The 17,756-nt window shown below is 71.1% G+C and carries 14 protein-coding genes; 3 read left to right on the top strand and 11 right to left on the bottom strand.

From position 1 onward, the window contains the following. The first annotated feature begins 175 nt into the window (after positions 1-175). The 3 genes from BLW76_RS19275 to BLW76_RS19285 are packed head-to-tail and all read left to right on the top strand — an operon-like array spanning position 176 to position 3,443. Positions 176-1,822: an AMP-binding protein gene (locus BLW76_RS19275; protein ID WP_091309310.1), complete on the top strand. Its 1,647-nt coding sequence runs from the start codon at positions 176-178 to the stop codon at positions 1,820-1,822. Then, on the top strand, positions 1,822-2,802 hold the full coding sequence (locus tag BLW76_RS19280) for a phosphotriesterase family protein (RefSeq protein ID WP_091309313.1): 981 nt from the start codon (positions 1,822-1,824) through the stop codon (positions 2,800-2,802). Before BLW76_RS19275 ends, BLW76_RS19280 begins: the two co-directional genes overlap by 1 nt. A gap of 14 nt (positions 2,803-2,816) precedes the next feature. Beyond that, positions 2,817-3,443: a TetR/AcrR family transcriptional regulator gene (locus tag BLW76_RS19285; protein WP_091309316.1), complete on the top strand. Its 627-nt coding sequence runs from the start codon at positions 2,817-2,819 to the stop codon at positions 3,441-3,443. 15 nt (positions 3,444-3,458) lie between these two features. Here the strand turns inward: BLW76_RS19285 and BLW76_RS19290 are convergent, their stop codons facing one another. From BLW76_RS19290 to fabG, 11 genes are all read right to left on the bottom strand, one after another. After that, entirely contained in the window at positions 3,459-4,784 is a 1,326-nt protein-coding gene (locus BLW76_RS19290; RefSeq protein WP_091309318.1) for an extracellular catalytic domain type 1 short-chain-length polyhydroxyalkanoate depolymerase, read from the bottom strand. After that, positions 4,781-7,645 carry a PQQ-dependent sugar dehydrogenase gene (locus BLW76_RS49650; protein ID WP_091309320.1) on the bottom strand — a complete coding sequence of 955 codons (2,865 nt, stop codon included), beginning with the start codon at positions 7,643-7,645 and terminating at the stop codon, positions 4,781-4,783. Before BLW76_RS49650 ends, BLW76_RS19290 begins: the two co-directional genes overlap by 4 nt. Before the next feature lie 33 nt (positions 7,646-7,678). Further along, complete coding sequence (locus BLW76_RS49655; protein WP_244170213.1) at positions 7,679-8,851, bottom strand: ThuA domain-containing protein; 1,173 nt, start codon at positions 8,849-8,851, stop codon at positions 7,679-7,681. 190 nt (positions 8,852-9,041) lie between these two features. Next, the gene (locus BLW76_RS19305; protein ID WP_091309323.1) at positions 9,042-9,920 is read right to left on the bottom strand and encodes an alpha/beta fold hydrolase; all 879 of its coding nucleotides are present in this window, start codon (positions 9,918-9,920) and stop codon (positions 9,042-9,044) included. A gap of 139 nt (positions 9,921-10,059) precedes the next feature. Then, the gene (locus BLW76_RS19310; protein WP_091309326.1) at positions 10,060-11,565 is read right to left on the bottom strand and encodes a hypothetical protein; all 1,506 of its coding nucleotides are present in this window, start codon (positions 11,563-11,565) and stop codon (positions 10,060-10,062) included. A 128-nt stretch (positions 11,566-11,693) separates the two neighbouring features. Then, on the bottom strand, positions 11,694-12,788 hold the full coding sequence (locus BLW76_RS19315; RefSeq protein WP_091309329.1) for an acyl-CoA dehydrogenase family protein: 1,095 nt from the start codon (positions 12,786-12,788) through the stop codon (positions 11,694-11,696). Then, positions 12,785-13,969: an acyl-CoA dehydrogenase family protein gene (locus tag BLW76_RS19320; RefSeq protein ID WP_091309330.1), complete on the bottom strand. Its 1,185-nt coding sequence runs from the start codon at positions 13,967-13,969 to the stop codon at positions 12,785-12,787. Before BLW76_RS19320 ends, BLW76_RS19315 begins: the two co-directional genes overlap by 4 nt. Then, positions 13,966-15,189, bottom strand: a complete 1,224-nt coding sequence (locus BLW76_RS19325) for an acyl-CoA dehydrogenase family protein (protein ID WP_091309333.1) — start codon at positions 15,187-15,189, stop codon at positions 13,966-13,968. The genes BLW76_RS19320 and BLW76_RS19325 overlap by 4 nt, the downstream gene beginning before the upstream one ends. Then, positions 15,190-16,206 (bottom strand): phosphotransferase family protein, encoded by a 1,017-nt coding sequence (locus BLW76_RS19330; RefSeq protein WP_091309336.1) that lies wholly within the window; start codon positions 16,204-16,206, stop codon positions 15,190-15,192. It abuts the gene before it with no gap. A 104-nt stretch (positions 16,207-16,310) separates the two neighbouring features. Then, a complete protein-coding gene (locus tag BLW76_RS19335) occupies positions 16,311-16,763 on the bottom strand; it encodes a MaoC family dehydratase (RefSeq protein WP_091309337.1) in 453 nt (150 codons plus the stop codon). A gap of 5 nt (positions 16,764-16,768) precedes the next feature. Continuing rightward, positions 16,769-17,530 carry a 3-oxoacyl-ACP reductase FabG gene (gene fabG, locus BLW76_RS19340; protein WP_091309340.1) on the bottom strand — a complete coding sequence of 254 codons (762 nt, stop codon included), beginning with the start codon at positions 17,528-17,530 and terminating at the stop codon, positions 16,769-16,771. Positions 17,531-17,756: the final 226 nt, after the last annotated feature.

Raw genomic sequence — 17,756 nt, forward strand, 5'->3', positions numbered from 1 at the left:
CCGTGGTACGTGTACCCCTGTGACGGCGGCATCTGGCTGCATTGTTTTGGCGCGGTTTTCGGCGCGCTGGAATTGTCGTGCGCAATTTCGGGCGGCGGAGCCGGGCTTGACGCGACCCGCCGTGGCCTCCTAGCGTCGGCATACCGACCGGTCGGTGTCCAAGGGAGGTCACTGGATGAGCTGGTACGACGCGAAGCCCTGGCTCGCGAGCTACGACGAACGCGTGCGCACCGCGGAGCCGGCGAAGGCGACGACGCTGCCCGAGGCGTTCCGCCGGGCCGTGGACCACGTCCCGGACCGGGCGGCGATCGCGTACTTCGACGCGCGGCTGAGCTACCGCGAGGTCGACGAGCTCTCCGACGGCGTCGCGCGGTACCTGGCGGCCCACGGCTTCGCCCGCGGCGACCGGCTCGCCCTGGTGCTGCAGAACATCCCCCAGTTCGTCATCGCCCTGCTGGGGGCCTGGAAGGCCGGCGGAATCGTGGTGCCGGTCAACCCGATGTACCGCGAACGCGAGCTCACGCACGTGCTCACCGACGCCGGAGTGAAGGCGATCGTCTGCTCGCAGCGCGGCTGGAACGCGTTCATCGCGCAGACGGCGGCGGGCTTGGACATCGCGCTGACCACCAGCGAGCTGGAGTTCCAGACCCGCGACGACGAGCGCGTCCTGGCCAAGGTCGAGAAGGAAGCGACGCCGGGCGCGACCGAGCTCCTCGAAGCCGCCGTCACCCCGGGGCCGAAGCCGCCCGAGCCCGCCTTCGCCCTCGACGACGTCGCCCTGATCAGCTACACCTCCGGCACCAGCGGCACGCCGAAGGGCGCCACCAACACCCACGGCAACATCGGGATCAACGCGGCGGGCCTCGGCTCGTTCAGCGGCCTGCCCGCCGGGTCGACGCTCTTCGGGCTCGCGCCGCTGTTCCACATCACCGGCATGGTCTGCGAGCTCGGCTCCGCGATCGACATCGAGGGCACGCTGGCCCTGGCCTACCGCTTCGAGCCGGGTGTGGTGCTCGACGCGTTCCTCGAGCACAAGCCGTCGTACACGGTCGGGCCGTCCACGGCCTACATGGCGCTGATGGCGCACCCGTCGTTCAGCCGGGAGCACTTCGCGTCGTTCGCGCTGCTGTACTCCGGCGGTGCCGCGCTGCCGCCCGCCGTCGTCGAGGCCTTCCGGGCGAAGACCGGGCACTACATCCACAACGGCTACGGCCTCACCGAGACCACGGCGGGCTGCGTCGTCGTTCCGGGCACCCTGGAAGCCCCGATCGACCCGGCGTCCGGCACCATCTCGATCGGCCTGCCGGTGCCGGACACGATCGTGCGGATCCTCGGCGAGGACGGCGAGGAGCTGCCGCCCGGCCAGGCGGGCGAGATCGCCGTCGAAGGCCCGATGGTCGTCTCGGGCTACTGGAACCGGCCGGACGCCACCGCCGAGGCACTGCCCGGCGGGCGGCTGCTCACCGGGGACATCGGGTTCATGGACGAACGCGGCTGGGTCTACGTCGTCGACCGCAAGAAGGACATGATCAACGCGTCCGGCTTCAAGGTGTGGCCGCGTGAGGTCGAAGACGTCCTGTACACGCACCCGGCGGTCCGCGAGGCCGCGGTCGTGGGGATCGCCGACGAATACCGCGGCGAGACGGTGAAGGCGTACGTCAGCCCGGCGCCCGGGGCGACCGCCGATCCCGCGGAGCTGGTCGCCTGGTGCAAGGAACGGCTCGCCGCCTACAAGTACCCGCGCACCGTCGAAGTCCTCGACGAGCTGCCGAAGACGACCAGCGGCAAGATCCTGCGCCGCGAGCTGCGGGCGCGTGGCTGATGATCGAGACGGTGCGTGGCGCGATCGCGCCGGAAGCGCTGGGCCGGGTGCTGATGCACGAGCACCTCTTCGTGCTGAGCCCGGAATTCGCCGACAACTACCCGGAGCACGAGGGGTTCCGCGAGGACGAGCACGTTCCCGAAGCGATCCGGCGCCTGAAGGAGCTGAAGGACGCCGGGATCGACACGATCGTCGACCCGACGGTGATCGGCCTGGGCCGCTACATCCCGCGCGTGCAGCGGGTGGCGGCCGAGGTCGACGTCAACATCGTCGTCGCGACCGGGCTCTACACGTACAACGACGTGCCGCACTACCTGCACTTCCGCGGCCCCGGCACGCTCCTGCAGGGCGAGGACCCGCTGATCGGGATGTTCGTCGGGGACATCCGGGACGGGATCCGCGACACCGGCGTCAAGGCGGGCCTGCTCAAGTGCGCCACCGACGAGCCGGGGGTGACGCCGGGCGTCGAACGCGTGCTGCGCGCGGTGGCGCAGGCCCACGTCGAGACGGGCGCGCCGATCATGACCCACACGCACGCGGGCACCCGGCGCGGGCTGGCGCAGCAGGAGATCTTCGCGGCCGAGGGCGTCGACCTGACCCGGGTGCTCATCGGCCACTCGGGTGACTCGACGGACCTGGGCTACCTCACCGAGCTCGCCGACGCCGGCTCGCTGCTCGGGATGGACCGCTTCGGCCTGGACCTGCTGCTGCCGTTCGAGGAGCGGGTGAACACGGTCGCGGCGCTGTGCGAACGCGGCTACGCGGGCAGCATGGTGCTCTCGCACGACGCGTCCTGCTACATCGACTGGCTGCCCGCCGCGCAGCTGCCCGCGATCGCGCCGAACTGGCACTACCTGCACATCACCCGGGACGTGCTGCCCGCGCTGCGGGACCGCGGGGTGTCCGAAGCGGACATCACCACGATGCTCGTGGACAACCCGCGGCGGTTCCTGGCGTGGCGTTATCCTGGTGCGTCCTGAGAGGGGGTACTGCGGTGACCCGAGCAAGCACCCGCAAGCCGGGCGAGGCCACCGGCGACGACCAGGCCGCCGTGCCCCGGCGGCTGCTGGAGCACGCCACGAAGCTGTTCGCCAAGAAGGGCTTCGACCGCACGTCGGTGCAGGAGATCGTCGAGGCCGCGGGCGTCACCAAGGGCGCGATGTACCACTACTTCGGGTCGAAGGACGACCTGCTGTACGAGATCTACGCGCGCGTGCTGCGCGAGCAGACCCGCCAGCTCGAGAGCGTGGCGTCCTCGGCCGCCCCGCTGCGCGAGCGGCTTTCGGCGGCGGCGTCCGACGTGGTGGTGTCCAGCATCGACAACCTCGACGACAACACGATCTTCCTGCAGTCGATGCACCAGCTGTCCCCGGACAAGCAGAAGGCGGTCCGGGCCGAGCGGCGCAAGTACCACGAGCGCTTCCGCGGCCTGGTCGAGGAGGGCCAGGCCTCGGGGGAGTTCCGCACCGACAAGCCGGCCGACGTCGTGGTGGACTTCTTCTTCGGGTCGGTGCACCACCTGGGCTCGTGGTACCGGCGCAGCGGGTCGCTGACGGCCCGCCAGATCGGCGACCACTACGCCGACCTGCTGCTGGACGCCCTGCGGCCGCCGGCAGGCTAGAGCGCCTTCCGCCGGTCAGCTCCGGGTCCACTGCTGGGTGGTGGCGTGGGTGCAGGTCCCCAGCCGCACGGCGGTGCCGTTCGCGGTGGCGCCCGCGAGCTCCAGGCAGAGTCCCGACTGCGTCGCGGTGATCGTGCCGTCGGAGCCGATCCGCCACTTCTGGTTGGCTCCGCCGTGGCAGGCCCAGATGATCGCGGCCGTGCCCGGGGCGGTGGCGCCGCCCTCGGCGTCCAGGCAGCGCAGCGTGCCGCCGGAGTAGACGGTCAGCTCCCCGGCCGCGGTGGCCGTCCACGTCTGGTTCGCGCCGCCGTGGCAGTCCCAGACCTGGGTCCGGGTGCCCTGGGTGGTCGACTGGCCCGGCACGTCCAGGCAGCGGCCCGCGGCGACCGAGCGCACCGGGCCGCCGGTGGCCGGGCTCCCGCCGCGGTCGAGGCCGAGGAAGGCGAGGGCGTACGCGAGCATCCCCGCCTGCGGCAGGGTGTGGCCGGTGCCCGCGATGGTGATGCCCTCGACGCCCGCCTGGGTGCCGCTGTCGCCGTAGCGGTTGCGGGTCCACGACGACAGCGGGTGATCGGTGAACGACGGCGTCGGGCTCAGCCCGCGCAGGGCGGTCCACTGCTTGATCTCTTCGCCGTAGTTCGGGTACGCCAGGGTGGTGTCCTGGTTCCCGTGCCACAGCTGCATCCGCGGGTAGGTGCCGGCGTAGCCGGGGTACATGGCGCGGGCCTGGTCGGCCCACTGCTGCGCGGACTTGACCACGTTGCCGCCGGCGCACTGGCTGTTCCAGAGCGAGCCGTCGGTGGTGGCGAAGCAGCCGGCGGGCACGCCGGAGAACGCGGCCCCGGCGGAGAAGACGTCCGGGTACTGCGCGGCCAGCACGTTCGTCATCATGGCGCCCGAGGAGAAGCCGCTGACCACGATCCGGGCGGGGTCCACCGGGTAGTGCTGCCGGGTCCAGGCCACCATCGCCATGATGCCGGTGGAATCGCTGCCTCCGTCCCGGGTCAGGCCCGCCTTCGTGGAGACGTCGAAGCAGTGGCCGTCCCGGGTCGCCTCGGGGACGACGACGAGGTAGCCGTAGCGGTCGGCGGCCGTCGCGTAGTCGCGCCCGTTGCCGTTGAAGATCGCGCTCGCCGAGCCACCGCAGTAATGCACCAGCACCAGCAGGGCCGGCTGGGGCGCCACGTTGTCCGGCACGTACAGGTACATGCCGAGGTTGGTCGGGTTGGTGCCGAAGCCCGTGACGCGGGTCAGGGCGGCGGCCTCGGCCGGGCGAGCGGTCGAGACCAGCCCGGCGATGGCCAGTGGCAGCAGGAGGAGGACCGCGAGCAGCCGCTTCACCGCAGGCTCCACTGCTGGTTGGCCTGGCCGCCGCAGGACCAGAGGATGATCTTCGTGCCGTTGGCCGTGCCCTGCGCGTTCGCGTCGAGGCACAACCCCGACTGGACGCCGGTGATGGTGCCGTTGGCGTTGACGTTCCACTGCTGGTTCACCTGGTTGTGGCAGTCCCAGATGATCACCTGGGTGCCGTTGGCGGTGCCCTGCCCGGACGCGTCAAGGCACTTGTTCCCGTAGACCGTCAGCTGCTTTCCGCTGGTGTAGGTCCACTGCTGGTTCGCTGCCGTAGCGGTGCAGTCCCGCAGTTGCACCTGGGTGCCGTTGGTGGTCGACGAGTTCGGCACCTCCACGCACCGGGTGGACGGCTTCCCCACGATCTGCTTGCCCGAGGGCGGGGTGCCGGGCTGGCCGACGCCGGAGCCGGTGAAGTGGACCCAGTTGACGTTGAACAGGTACGCGGCGCCGCTCTGGCCGGCGGGGTTGCGGGCGACGAAGTAGAGCTTCCCGGTACCGGTGGGCGGGCTCGCCAGACTGGCCATGAAGTCCTGCCAGTTCTGCCAGCCGCCGGTGCCGGCGATCGGCACCGAGGCGACCAGGGCGCCGTCCGGCGCGTTGCGGCGCACTTCCAGGGTGCCGCCGGAGCCGCCCGAGGACGCCCGGACGTGCAGGCCGGTGATGTTGTCGAGGGCCAGCGGGTCGACGGACCACCAGTCCCCGTCCTGGACGAACGCGACGCTGCTGCCCCCGCCCATCGGATCCGTCGCGGCTTCCACGGTGACACCGGCGGTGTCGGTGCCCTTCCCGTCCGCGGTGCGGCCGGTGGCGGTGAAGAACTCGGCCTGCTTCATCTTGGGCTGCAGGATCACCTGGGCGCGCCCGGTGACCGGGCCGGCGCCCCCGGCCCCGCCCTTGTCGGTGTAGGACGCTTCGAGGACGTAGAAGAGGTTGTCGTTCTCGCTGTGCCCCGACGAAAGGGTGGTCTGCACCTGGCCGGTGCACCCGGGGTACTGGTCGAGCGGGTGGCCGTGCGCGTCGTGGCCGAGGTAGGCCTGCACGGTCACCTGCGCGCAGTCGACCGTCCCGTCCTCCGGGTCGCTGACCGTGACGGCGAAGTTCACCTTGTCGCCCCACTCGAACAGCCCACCGGTCGGCGGGGCCGTGATGGTGACCGTCGGTGCGGTGTTGCCTGAGGTGACCGCGACGCTCGCCGTCCCGGTGGCGCCGGCCGCGTTGGTCACGGTCAGCACCGCGGTGTAGTTGCCCGCCGCGTAGGTGTGGCTGGGGTTCGCCGCGGTGGAGGTGGTGCCGTCCCCGAAGTTCCAGCTGTACCGCAACGTGGACCCGCCCGGGTCGGCCGAGCCGGCGCTGGAGAAGTTCACGGTGAGCGGGGCGGGCCCGCTGGTGCGGTCCGCGGTGGCCTTCGCGACCGGCGCGGCCGAGCCGCCGCCGAGGTAGTCGACCCGGACGATGGCCGCGTCGCTGTTGCCGCCGCCGTACCCGGTGCCCCACTCGATGACGTAGAGCGCGCCGTCCGGGCCGAACTCGAAGTCCATCGGCCGGTTGAACTTCACCGACGGCAGCAGCGGGTCGATCGAGGTGACGTTCGTGCCCGCGCTGTCGAGCTGGAAGGTGAACATCGCGCTGGTGTTCCACTCGGCGAAGACCGCGCGGCCGTCGAAGTCCACCGGCCACTTGCGCGCCGACGCGAGGCCGGGGTCGAACCGGTAGACGGGCCCGGCCATCGGCGCGCCGCCGGACAGCTGCGGGAAGTGCGCCGGGTCGGCCTGGTAGTGGTAGTAGATCTGGGCCGGGACGGCCGGCGGCAGCTTCGTCAGCCCGGTGTTGTTGGGCGAGCTGTTGGCCGGGCCGCCGGCGCAGTCGAACTTCGCGCCGGACGCGCCGGTGGCGAAGTTGTACTGGTTGTAGGCCAGGTTCGGGCCGATGCAGAACGGCCACCCGGCGTTGCCCGGCTTGTCGACGACGTCCCATTCGACGGTGTTCCGCGGTCCGCGGTTCGGGTTGTCCGAACCGGCGTCGGGGCCGTAGTTGGCGACCACGGGATAGCCGGTCTTCGGGTCGAGACCGATCCGGAACGGGTTGCGCTGCCCCATCGAGTAGATCTCCGGGCGCGTCCCGGCCGTGCCGGGCGCGAACAGGTTGCCCGAGGGGATCGTGTAGGTCCCGTTGGCTTCCGGGTGGATCCGCAGCAGCTTCCCGGACAGGCTGTTGGTGTTGCCCGCGGTGCGCTGGGCGTCCCAGTAGGCGCGCCCGGAGCGCTGGTCGAGCGGGCTGTAGCCGTCCGAGGCGAAGGGGTTGGTGTTGTCACCCAGTGCCAGCCAGAGGTTCCCGTTCTTCTTGTCGATGACCAGGCCCGCGCCGTGGTGGCAGCACTCGGCGCGCTGCACCGGAACGTCCAGCACGACCTTCTCGGTCGACTGGTCGATGGTGTCGCCGTTGACGGTGAACCGGCTCAGGCGGTCGACGTTGCCCGCGTTGTTCGGCGACCAGTAGACGTACACCCACTGGTTGGTGGCGAACCCCGGGTCCAGCGCGATGTTGAGGCCGCCGGACTCGTTGGCGGTGAAGACGTTCAGGTGCGTCGAAAGAACCGTCGTCCCGTTGGGTTTGACGACCTTCACGTCACCGAGGCGGTCGATGTAGAACACCCGCCCGTCCGGGGCCACGTCCAGCGCCATCGGGTTGGACGTCTCGGTGTGCAGCGTGACCTTCTGGAACTTCGAGTCCGGCGGCAGTGCCGCCGCGGCGACCGGGCTCACGGAGGACGTGAACACCGGGACCGATGCGGCGGCCAGTACCGCGGCCACCGCCAGTGCGCCGCGGCGCAGCGCCGAAAATCCGGACATGGCTCTCCTCAAGAAAGGGGTCGCGCGAACGGGTCAGCGCAGGGTCCACTGCTGGTTGGCCTGCCCACCGCAGGCCCACAGGATGATCTTCGTGCCGTTGGCCGTGCCGCGGCCGGAAGCGTCGAGGCACAGGTTCGACTGGACACCGGTGATGGTGTTCGCGGTGACGTTCCACTGCTGGTTGGGCTGCCCGGTGCAGTCCCAGATGATCACCGGTGTGCCGTTCGCCGTACCGCGGCCGGAGGCGTCCAGGCACTTGTTCCCGTACACCGTCAGCTGCTTGCCCGCGGTGTAGGTCCACGTCTGGTTCGCCTGCCCGGTGACGCAGTCCCGCAGCTGCACCTGCGTGCCGTTCGCCGTCGAGGCGTTCGGCACCTCCACGCACCGGCCCGACTGCGTGCCCACGATCTGCTTGCCCGTCGGCGGGGGAGTGGTCGTGACCGCGCAGTTCGCGGGGACAGCCCCGGCGGCGGTCCGGATCCCGCCCAGCAGCAGGCGCAGGAAGTTCGGCTCGCTGAAGCTCGCGACGGTGTGGCCCATGCCGGTGTACCAGGAGCGGCCGCCGTCGAAGTCGTGGCACCACGTGGTGGGGTGGTCCGCGCCCATCGTGGCACCCGAGTACGTGGACTCGTCCACAGTGGTCAGAACGTGCACGGACGGACGCGGGTTGGCCCGGAAGTCGTACCACTCGTCGTACCGGGTGAACTGCGCGGGCAGCCCCTGCGTGGACGGGTGGTTCGGGTCCTCGACCTTCACGAGGGCGTTCTGCTGCGCGGGGTGCTGCTTGAAGTAGGCACCCACCAGCCGGCCGTACCAGGCCCAGTCGTACCCGCTGTCCGAGGCCGCGTGGACGCCGGCGAACCCGCCGCCGCGCTGGATGTACCGCTGGAAAGCGTCCTTCTTGGCCTGCGTGCCGACCGGGTCACCGGTCGTGGACAGGAAGACCACGGCGGCGTACGGGGCCAGGCCGGCGTCGGTGAACACCGCGTCGTCCTCGGTGGCGTCGACCGCGAAGTCGTTCTGCTGGCCCAGTTGCCGGATCGCCGCGATCCCGGCCGGGATGGAGTCGTGCCGGAAGCCCGTGGTCTTGGAGAACACCAGGACCTTGAACGCCGCCGCGGGCGCGGCGGACACGGGCGTCGCGACCGCCAGCAGCGCCACGGCGAGCAGGGTGGCCGCGCGCAGAGTACGAGACAGCGTTGTCACGGGTACTCCTCTTCAGGAGCGCAAGGAGCGCGCCGGGGTGCGCGCTGCGAAGCCGTCCGGGCACCGAACGGGTCAGGCCAAGATAAGTTTTGTCCGGCGGCAGCGTCAATGCACGATGAAAGTTACGCGCTCGCAACGGATCGCGGGCGAGGGTGCGACCCCCGGTCAGTCCACAAAGGAGTGATCGGCTTCAGTGTCGCTGGACGTGGTCCAGCAGCAGCGCGCTCACCTCGTCCGGGGCCTCCATCGCCATCCACTGGCTGGCGCCCTCGATGATCTGGAAGCGGTACTCCGCGTCGATGTGGTGGACCGTCTGCTCGGCCGCGCTCTGGCCGAGGTACGGATCCTCGCGGCCCCACAGGTACAGCGTCGGGACCTTGATGCGGCCCGCCGGGATGTCGAACTCGTCGTTCGTCGCTCCGCGGTACCAGTTCAACGTGGCCGTCAGTGCGCCCGGTTCGGAAAGGCGGGTCACCGTGCCTTCGACGATGGCCCGCGGAATGCGGCGGTGGTAGACAGCCCGTAATTGCGCGGCTTCGTCGCGTAAGAGGTATTTCTCGGCCTTGCCGGCCTCGCGGCGGAAGAAGCGGATGTACCCCAGGTCGTGGGACTGGCCGTCGTCGGTGGCCACCGCGCGCTGGAGGGCCGCCGGGTGGGGGGTCGAGAGCACCGTCAGTGACCGGAGCCGGTCGGGGTGGGCCGCCGCGAGGGCCCACGCCACCATGCCGCCCCAGTCGCGGGCGACCAGGTGGAAGCGGTCCGCGCCCTGGCTGCTCGCGAACGCCAGTGCGTCGCCGACCAGGTGGTCCAGCGTGTAGTGCTCGACGCCGACCGGGCGCGCGCCCGCCGCGTAGCCGCGCTGGTCGACCGCCAGCGCCCGGTAGCCCGCCTCGCCGAGGGCGTGCAACTGCTCGGTCCAGGAGTCGGCGAACTCGGGCCAGCCGTGCAGCAGCAGGACGAGCTCGCCGCCGGCGGGTCCGGCCGCGAGCGCGGTGTGGCGGTGCTCGCCCACCGTGACGGTCAATCGCTCCAGCGCACCGGCCTCCGCCGGCGCGACGGCTGTTTCCATGGCGCACAGGCTAGATCCGTCGGGCGGGGGAAAACCATGGGAAGAAGGGCATTTTTGTCACCCTTTTACCCGTGACGTGGCCTGGCTCACAAAATTTTCGCTCAGATGAGCGAAAATGTCCGAGAGAACTGAAGGATCTTCATGAAGACCGGCACAGCCGGGCGAGGTCCACCACGGCCTTGTCGAACGTGAAGACGTCGGCGGGGATGTTCTTGGCCGTGTCCCCGGCGAGCAGGGAGACGTAGCAGCCGTAGTCGATCGCGTACCCGTCGTACAGGCGGCCCGGCCGGCGCGGGTCGACGACCCCGCGCCGGAGGATGTGCAGCAGCCGCGCGTCGCACAGCGTGTCGATCGCCGCCGTGCGGTCGCGCGCGGCGAGCAGGAACGTCCGGCACCGGCGCCGGCCGACCACCTCGTCGACCAGGGCGCCGAGGACCCGCTCGGCGTCCTCGTCCCGGCTGATGGCGGACTGCTTGTCCCGCAGGTACCAGTCCCGCGCCGCCCGGCGCACGTGCGCCGTGGTGATCTTCTCGCCGCGGGCGTGCTGGGCGGCCAGCGCCGCGATGTTGATCGCGTCGCGCGGGACGCCCTCGGCGGCCCGGACCAGCTCGGGGAACGCGCCGGCGTGGAAGGCGGCGTCGACGGACTCCCCGGGCACCGCCGTCCGCAGCATCGCGGCGAGGATCGGCCGGACGTGGCTGGCGAACAGCGCCCGGAAGAACGCCCGTGCCTCCTCCGGCGACTGGTCGAAGACCAGGGCGTCGTCGAGGCTGACGGCGGACGCCGCGTCCGAGCCGACCTCGATGCCGAGGTAGTCGTCGTCGAGCGGGACGAAGAAGCGGGCGCGGTGCTCGATCGCGGCGATCTTCACCGTGGCGCCCCGGACGGGCAGGACACTGCGGCGCAGCAGGTCGGCCAGGAACGGCTGCAGGTCCAGCGGCACGCTGCTCCACTCGTCGAGCAGCAGCCACAGCCGGGCGGGCCGGAGGCCGTCGGCCACCGCCTGGACGGCCCGGCTCAGCGGGCCGAACAGCACGCGGTGCCGCTCGACACCGGTGCGCTTCCGGCGGCTCGACGCCGTCGCCGCCGTCCGGTGCCGCGTCCCGGCCTTGGCGCCGCCTTTCGGCCCGACCGACAATTCCGCCGCCCATTCCCGTTCCACGGCGTCGCCGGAAGTCTGTTCCTGTTCGGTTTCACCAACGACTTCGACTTCGGTGGCGGCGGACACCAGGGCGTCGAGACCGCGCAGCAGGGCGTCCTGATTCGGGAAACGGCCGTCGACGGCGAAGGCGAACAGCCGGTCGTGGACGGCTTCGAGGGTGTCCACCAGCAATTGCGTGCCGCGCTGGGCCGGGCTCACCGCGGGGTTGGCGTACAGGCCGCCGGTGGACCCGATCGTCCGCAGGTCGAGGTAGATCGCCAGGTCGCCGGTGCGTTCGACGAGTTCCTGCAGGTGGAGCAGCGCGTGCGTCTTGCCGGTGCCGCGGCGGCCGAAAAGGATCTGGTGGTCGGCCGAATTGATCATCGCGGAAAACGATCCGGCGGCGACGTAGGTCGCGGCCAGTGTCGAACGATCGGCACTTTCGGCCCGCCGGGGAATGCGCATCAGTGCCTGGTTGAGGTGCATCTGGATGGCCGGCGCCATGGGAGCAAGGGTACGGCAGCCGATACCCGGCCCGGCACAGCCGAATGAGTTGCGGAAACGGCCCGTTCCGAGGGGAACGGGCCGTTTCCGGGGCCTCCGCCGCGGGAGGCGGCGGGGGCGTGGCCGGATCAGGCGGGCAGGTCCACCAGTTCGGCCAGCCGGGCCCGGTGGCGGCCCGGCGTGCCGAGGGCGATCTCGTCCGCCTTCGCCCGCTTCAGGTACAGGTGCGCCGGGTGCTCCCACGTCATCCCGATGCCGCCGTGCAGCTGGATCGCCTCCTCGGCCGCCTTGACCGCGATCGGCGCGTTGCGGGCCTGGGCCACGGCCACCGCGATCGGCACGTCGGTGCCGGTGGCCAGCGCGTCCGCCGCGTTGCGGGCCGCCGCGCGGGCGAGCACCAGGTCCGTGTACAGGTTCGCCAGCCGGTGCTTGAGCGACTGGAACCCGCCGACCGGGCGGCCGAACTGGTAGCGGCCCTTGAGGTAGGTCACCGTCTCGGTGAGCGCCCACTCGGCGACGCCCGTCTGCTCCGAGGCGAGGATGCCCGCGCCGAACAGCAGGGCGTGCTCCAGCGCCGCGGCGGCCTCCGGCCCGGACGCGACCAGCGTGGCCGGGGCGTTCTCCAGCGCGACGTCGGCCACCCGGCGCGTCAGGTCGAACGACACCAGCTCCGACACCGTCGCCGCCGACGCCTCGACGACGTACAGCGCCGGGCCGTCGGGGCCGGCCGCCGGGACGACCAGCAGGTCCGCCACCGACGCGTCGGCGACCGTGCCCACCCGGCCGGAGAGCGTGCCGTCCGGGGCAGCCGTCACCGAAGACGGGAAGCCCGCGCCCGGTGCGGTCGACAGCGGCACGGCCAGCGCGCCGATCGCCTGTCCCGCCGCGAGCTTGCCGACGAACTCCCGGGCACCGGCGTGCACCAGCGCCGTCGTCGCCAGCACGACACTGCCGAGGAACGGCACCGGCGCGACGCTGCGGCCCAGCTCTTCGGCCACGACGGCGACTTCGCGGGCCGAAGCGCCGTGGCCGCCGAGGTCTTCGGGGACCGCGAGCCCGGCCACGCCGACCTCGTCGGCCAGCGTGCGCCAGAGCTTCAGGTCGTACGGCTCGGCCGTCTCCACTCGCGCCAGCAGCGCTTCGGCACCCGCCTTGGCCTTGAGCAGGTCGCGGACCGAGGCCCGCAGGTCTTCCTCGACATCGGAATAGAGCAGGTCACTCATCGGGGGAGGTCCTTCCAGGCGACGTCCTTGTCGACGCGCGGCTCCGAGGGCAGCCCCAGTACGCGCTCGGCGATGATGTTGCGCAGGACCTCCGAGGTGCCGCCCTCGATGGAGTTGCCCTTCGCGCGCAGGTAGCGGTAGCCGGCTTCGCGGCCGGTGAAGTCGACGATCGCGGGCCGCCGGAACGTCCAGTCGTCGTAGGCCAGCCCCTCTTCGCCGAGCAGCTCGACCTCGAGGCCGGTCAGCGCCTGGTTCAGCTCGGAGAAGGCGACCTTCATGGCTGAGCCCTCCGGCCCGGGCGCGCCGACCGCGAGCTGCTGGCGCAGCCGGGTGCCGGCCAGCCGCAGCGTCTCGGCCTCGACCCAGTGCTTCACCAGGCGGTCGCGCAGCTCCGGCGTGCGCAGCTCGGGCCGCTCGCGCCAGGTCTTCGCGACGATCCCGATCAGGCCGCCTTCGCGCGGCTGGACGTGCCCGCCGATGGCGACGCGCTCGTTCATCAGCGTGGTCTGCGCGACCTTCCAGCCCTCGCCGACCGCGCCGAGGCGCTGGGTGTCCGGGATGCGGACGTCGGTCAGGAAGACCTCGTTGAACTCGGCCTCGCCGGTGATCTGGCGCAGCGGCCGCACCTCGACGCCGGGGGCGGTCATGTCGCACAGGAAGTACGTCATGCCCTGGTGCTTCGGCACGTCCGGGTCGGTGCGGGTGACCAGGATCGCCCACTGCGACTCGTGCGCACCCGACGTCCACACCTTCTGGCCGGTGACGATCCAGTCGTCGCCGTCACGCACGGCGCGGGTGCCGAGCGCGGCGAGGTCGGAGCCGGCGCCGGGTTCGGAGAACAGCTGGCACCACACCTCCTCGCCGGTCCACAGTGGACGCAGGAAGTGCTCGCGCTGCTCCGGCGTGCCGAAGGCGAGGATGGTCGGCGCGGCCATGCCGAGGCCGATGCCGATCCGGCGCGGGTTGTTGTCCGGCGCGCCGGCGTCGGTGAACACCTTGTCCACCACGGACTGCAGGGCGCGCGGGGCGTTCTGCCCGCCGAGGCCGGCGGGGAAGTGGATCCAGGCGAGGCCGGCGTCGAACCGGGCCCGGAGGAACTCCAGCTGGCCGGTCGACGCGGGGTCGTGGTTCGCCAGGAACTCGGTGGCCTGGCGGGTCAGGTCTTCGGCGGTGACAGTCACTTCGCGCCCTCCGAGAGGTACTTCTTCAGTTCGCGCCGGGCCAGCGAGCGCTTGTGGACCTCGTCGGGCCCGTCGGCCAGGCGCAGCGTGCGGTTCCCGGCCCACATGGCGGCCAGCGGGAAGTCCTGGCTGACGCCGCCCGCGCCGTGCACCTGCACGGCCTTGTCGAGGATCCACTCGACGGTGATCGGGGTGGAGATCTTGATCGCCTGGATCTCGGTGTGCGCGCCCTGGTTGCCGACGGTGTCCATCAGCCACGCGGTCTTGAGCACGAGCAGCCGCTGCTGTTCGATCTTGACGCGGGATTCGGCGATCCAGTCCTGCACGACGCCCTGCTGGGCGATCGGCTTGCCGAACGCCTCGCGGGAGATCGCGCGGCGGCACATGAGTTCCAGCGCGCGCTCGGCCATGCCGATGGCGCGCATGCAGTGGTGGATGCGGCCCGGGCCGAGCCGGGCCTGGGCGATGGCGAACCCGTCGCCCTCGCCGGCGATGAGGTTCTCGACCGGCACGCGGACGTCCTCGAACAGCACCTCGGCGTGGCCGCCGTGGTCGCTGTCGTCGTAGCCGAAGACGTGCATGCCGCGCTTGACCGTGACGCCCGGCGTGTCACGGGGGACCAGGATCATGCTCTGCTGCTTGTGCGGCGCGGCTTCGGGATCGGTCTTGCCCATGACGATGAAGATCTTGCACGCGGGGTTCATCGCGCCGGAGATGTACCACTTGCGGCCGGTGATCACGTATTCGTCGCCGTCGCGGCGGATCGCCGTCTCGATGTTGCGGGCGTCGGAGGAGGCGACGTCCGGTTCGGTCATCGCGAAGGCCGAGCGGATCTCACCGTTCAGCAACGGTTCGAGCCACTGCTTCTGCTGCTGCTCGGTGCCGAACATGGCCAGCACTTCCATGTTCCCGGTGTCCGGCGCGGCGCAGTTGAGCGCGGTCGGCGCGAGCCGGATGCTGCGGCCGGTGATCTCGGCCAGGGGCGCGTACTGCAGGTTCGTCAGGCCCGCGCCGTGCTCGCCGGGCAGGAAGAAGTTCCACAGGCCGCGCTTGCGGGCCTCGGCCTTGAGCTCCTCGACGACCGGCGGGATGGCCCACGGGTCGTCGCGTTCGGCGAGCTGCTGCTCGAACACCGGCTCGGCGGGGTAGATGTGCGAGTCCATGAACTCGAGGAGCTTCCCGCGCAGCTCCTCGGTCTTCTCGTCGAACGCGAAGTCCATTTACTTCTCCTCTTTGAGAATCTCGTTGCCGTGCGCGACGAGCGGCGCGACCCCGGCCCCGACGCCTTCGAAACCCGCCCCGACCGTCTGGCCCTTGCTGAAGCGGTAGTAGATGCCCTCCAGGATCACGGCGAGCTTGAAGAACGCGAAGCTGACGTACCAGTTCAGCTGCGAGACGTCCCGCCCGGACAGCTCGGCGTAGCGGGCGACGACCTCGTCGGTGCCCGGGTAGCCCGGCGCCGAGCTGGCGTTGGACACGAACGGCAGCGACACCTTGTCGCGCTCGGCGTAGGCCACCAGCAGCGCGAGGTCGGTCAGCGGGTCGCCCAGTGTCGACATCTCCCAGTCGAGCACCGCCGAGATCTTGTCGTTCTGGTCGACCAGGACGTTGTCGAGGCGGTAGTCGCCGTGGACGATCGACGGCTCGCCGGACACCGGGACCGCCGCCGCGAGCCGCTCGTGCAGCTCCTCGACGCCCGGGAGCTCCCGGCTGCGGGAGGCGTCCAGCTGCTTCTTCCACCGCCGCAGCTGGCGTTCGAGGAAGCCTTCGGGACGGCCGAAGTCGCCCAGCCCGACCGCCGCCGGGTCGACCGCGTGCAGGTCGACGAGCGTGCCGACCAGCGCGTCGGCCATCGCCCGGGTGCGCTCCGGGCCGAGTTCGCGCAGCTGGTCCGCGGTCCGGTAGGGCGTGCCTTCGACGAAGCTCATCACGTAGAAGGGCGCGCCGACGACGTCGGCGTCCTCGCACAGCAGGACGGCTTCGGGCACCGGCACGGCGGTGTCGCGCAGGCCGGAGATCACCCGGAACTCGCGGCTCATGTCGTGCGCGGTGGGCAGCACGTGCCCGAGCGGCGGGCGGCGCACCACCCAGCGCGAGCGGCCGTCGCCCACCACGTAGGTGAGGTTCGACCGGCCGCCCTCCACGACGTCCGCGCTGAGCTCCCCGGCGACCAGGCCGGGCCGCCGCGCGTCCAGGTGGGCGCGCAGGCGGCCCAGATCGAGTCCTGGCGGGTTCATGCGGCCTCCTCATTCTTTCCGGAGAGCATACCGACTAGTCGGTATGACGTACAGCGGGCCCGGAAAGGGGCACTTTCACGTAAAAGTGCCCCTTTCCGGCGCGGTCACGCGAGGAACCGGGTGACCCATTCGGCGACGCACGCGGGCTTCGCCTCGCCGTCGATCTCGACCGTCCACTTCGACACCGCCTGCTTGCCGCCGGGGATGTCGGTGATCTCGACGAGCTCGGCCCCGGCGCGCACCTTCGAGCCGACCTTCACCGGCTGCGGGAAGCGGACCTTGTTGAGGCCGTAGTTGATGCCCATCCTGATGCCGTTGACCCGGTAGATCTTCGGGCCGAACGCCGAGAGCAGCGACAGCGTCAGGAAGCCGTGGGCGATGGTGCCGCCGAACGGGCCCGCCGCCGCCATCGGCTCGTCGACGTGGATCCACTGGTGGTCGTCGGTGGCGTCGGCGAACTGGTTGACGCGCTCCTGGGTGACCGTGAGCCACTCGCTGTACCCGAGGTGCTCCCCGGCCGCGGCGGCGAACTCGTCGAGGTTCTGGAACTCCCGCATCGGCTTCAGTCCTTCGGTCCGCCGGCGACGTAGATGACCTGGCCGGAGACGAACCCGGCGCCCTCGCTGACGAGGTACGACGTCAGGTGCGCGATGTCGTCGGGCGTGCCGACGCGCTGCACCGGGATCTGCGACGCGGCCGCCGCCTTGAAGTCCTCGAAGCTCATGCCGAGCCGCTCGGCGGTCGCCGCGGTCATGTCGGTGGCGATGAAGCCCGGCGCGATCGCGTTGGCGGTGACGTTGAACTTGCCGAGCTCGATGGCGAGGGTCTTGGTGAAGCCCTGCATGCCTGCCTTGGCGGCGGCGTAGTTGACCTGGCCGCGGTTGCCCAGCGCCGACGTGCTGGACAGGTTGACGATCCGGCCGTACTTCTGCTCGGTCATGTGCTTCTGCACCGCGCGGGTCATCAGGAACGAGCCCTTGAGGTGCACGTTGAGCACGGAGTCCCACTCCTGCTCGGTCATCTTGAAGATCAGGTTGTCGCGGGTGATACCGGCGTTGTTGACCAGCACGACCGGCGGCCCGAGCTCGTCGGCGACGCGCGCGACGGCGGCTTCGACCTGCTCGGCGTCGCTGACGTCGAGAGCGACCCCGACGGCCTTGCCACCCTTGGCGACGATGGCCTCGGCGCCCTGCTTGACACCGGCCTCGTCCAGGTCGAGCAGCCCGACGGCGAAGCCGTCATCGGCCAGCCGCGCCGCGACGGCGGCACCGATGCCGCGGCCGGCACCGGTGACCACGGCGACACGGGAAGGGGAATCGGTCACGGGGGACCTCCTCGTCGTTGAGAAGCGGGTGCGATGCCCGCGAGCCTACTAAGCGGTTGGTCACAGACGATACGGCTCGGAGCCGGTATTTCGCTGCCAACGTACGCAGATTCCCGCCGCCGCGCCCGGTCCGGCCCGGTTTGCCGAGGAAGCCGCGACCGGGCGGGGGCGCCGGTGGCCAACGTCACACGGTGCCGCCGTCGCCAGCCGGCCGGTGAGCCCGCCG

The organism is Amycolatopsis tolypomycina, assembly GCF_900105945.1.
Lineage (GTDB): Bacteria > Actinomycetota > Actinomycetes > Mycobacteriales > Pseudonocardiaceae > Amycolatopsis > Amycolatopsis tolypomycina.

Excerpts from the sequence above, each read along its gene's own strand:
- BLW76_RS19275 (WP_091309310.1), top strand. The coding sequence starts at position 176 with ATGAGCTGGTACGACGCGAAGCCCTGGCTCGCGAGCTACGACGAACGC.
- BLW76_RS19325 (WP_091309333.1), bottom strand. The coding sequence starts at position 15,189 with ATGGACTTCGCGTTCGACGAGAAGACCGAGGAGCTGCGCGGGAAGCTC.
- BLW76_RS19310 (WP_091309326.1), bottom strand. The coding sequence starts at position 11,565 with ATGGCGCCGGCCATCCAGATGCACCTCAACCAGGCACTGATGCGCATT.
- BLW76_RS19315 (WP_091309329.1), bottom strand. The coding sequence starts at position 12,788 with ATGAGTGACCTGCTCTATTCCGATGTCGAGGAAGACCTGCGGGCCTCG.
- BLW76_RS19335 (WP_091309337.1), bottom strand. The coding sequence starts at position 16,763 with ATGCGGGAGTTCCAGAACCTCGACGAGTTCGCCGCCGCGGCCGGGGAG.
- BLW76_RS49650 (WP_091309320.1), bottom strand. The coding sequence starts at position 7,645 with ATGTCCGGATTTTCGGCGCTGCGCCGCGGCGCACTGGCGGTGGCCGCG.
- BLW76_RS19330 (WP_091309336.1), bottom strand. The coding sequence starts at position 16,206 with ATGAACCCGCCAGGACTCGATCTGGGCCGCCTGCGCGCCCACCTGGAC.
- BLW76_RS19305 (WP_091309323.1), bottom strand. The coding sequence starts at position 9,920 with ATGGAAACAGCCGTCGCGCCGGCGGAGGCCGGTGCGCTGGAGCGATTG.
- BLW76_RS19280 (WP_091309313.1), top strand. The coding sequence starts at position 1,822 with ATGATCGAGACGGTGCGTGGCGCGATCGCGCCGGAAGCGCTGGGCCGG.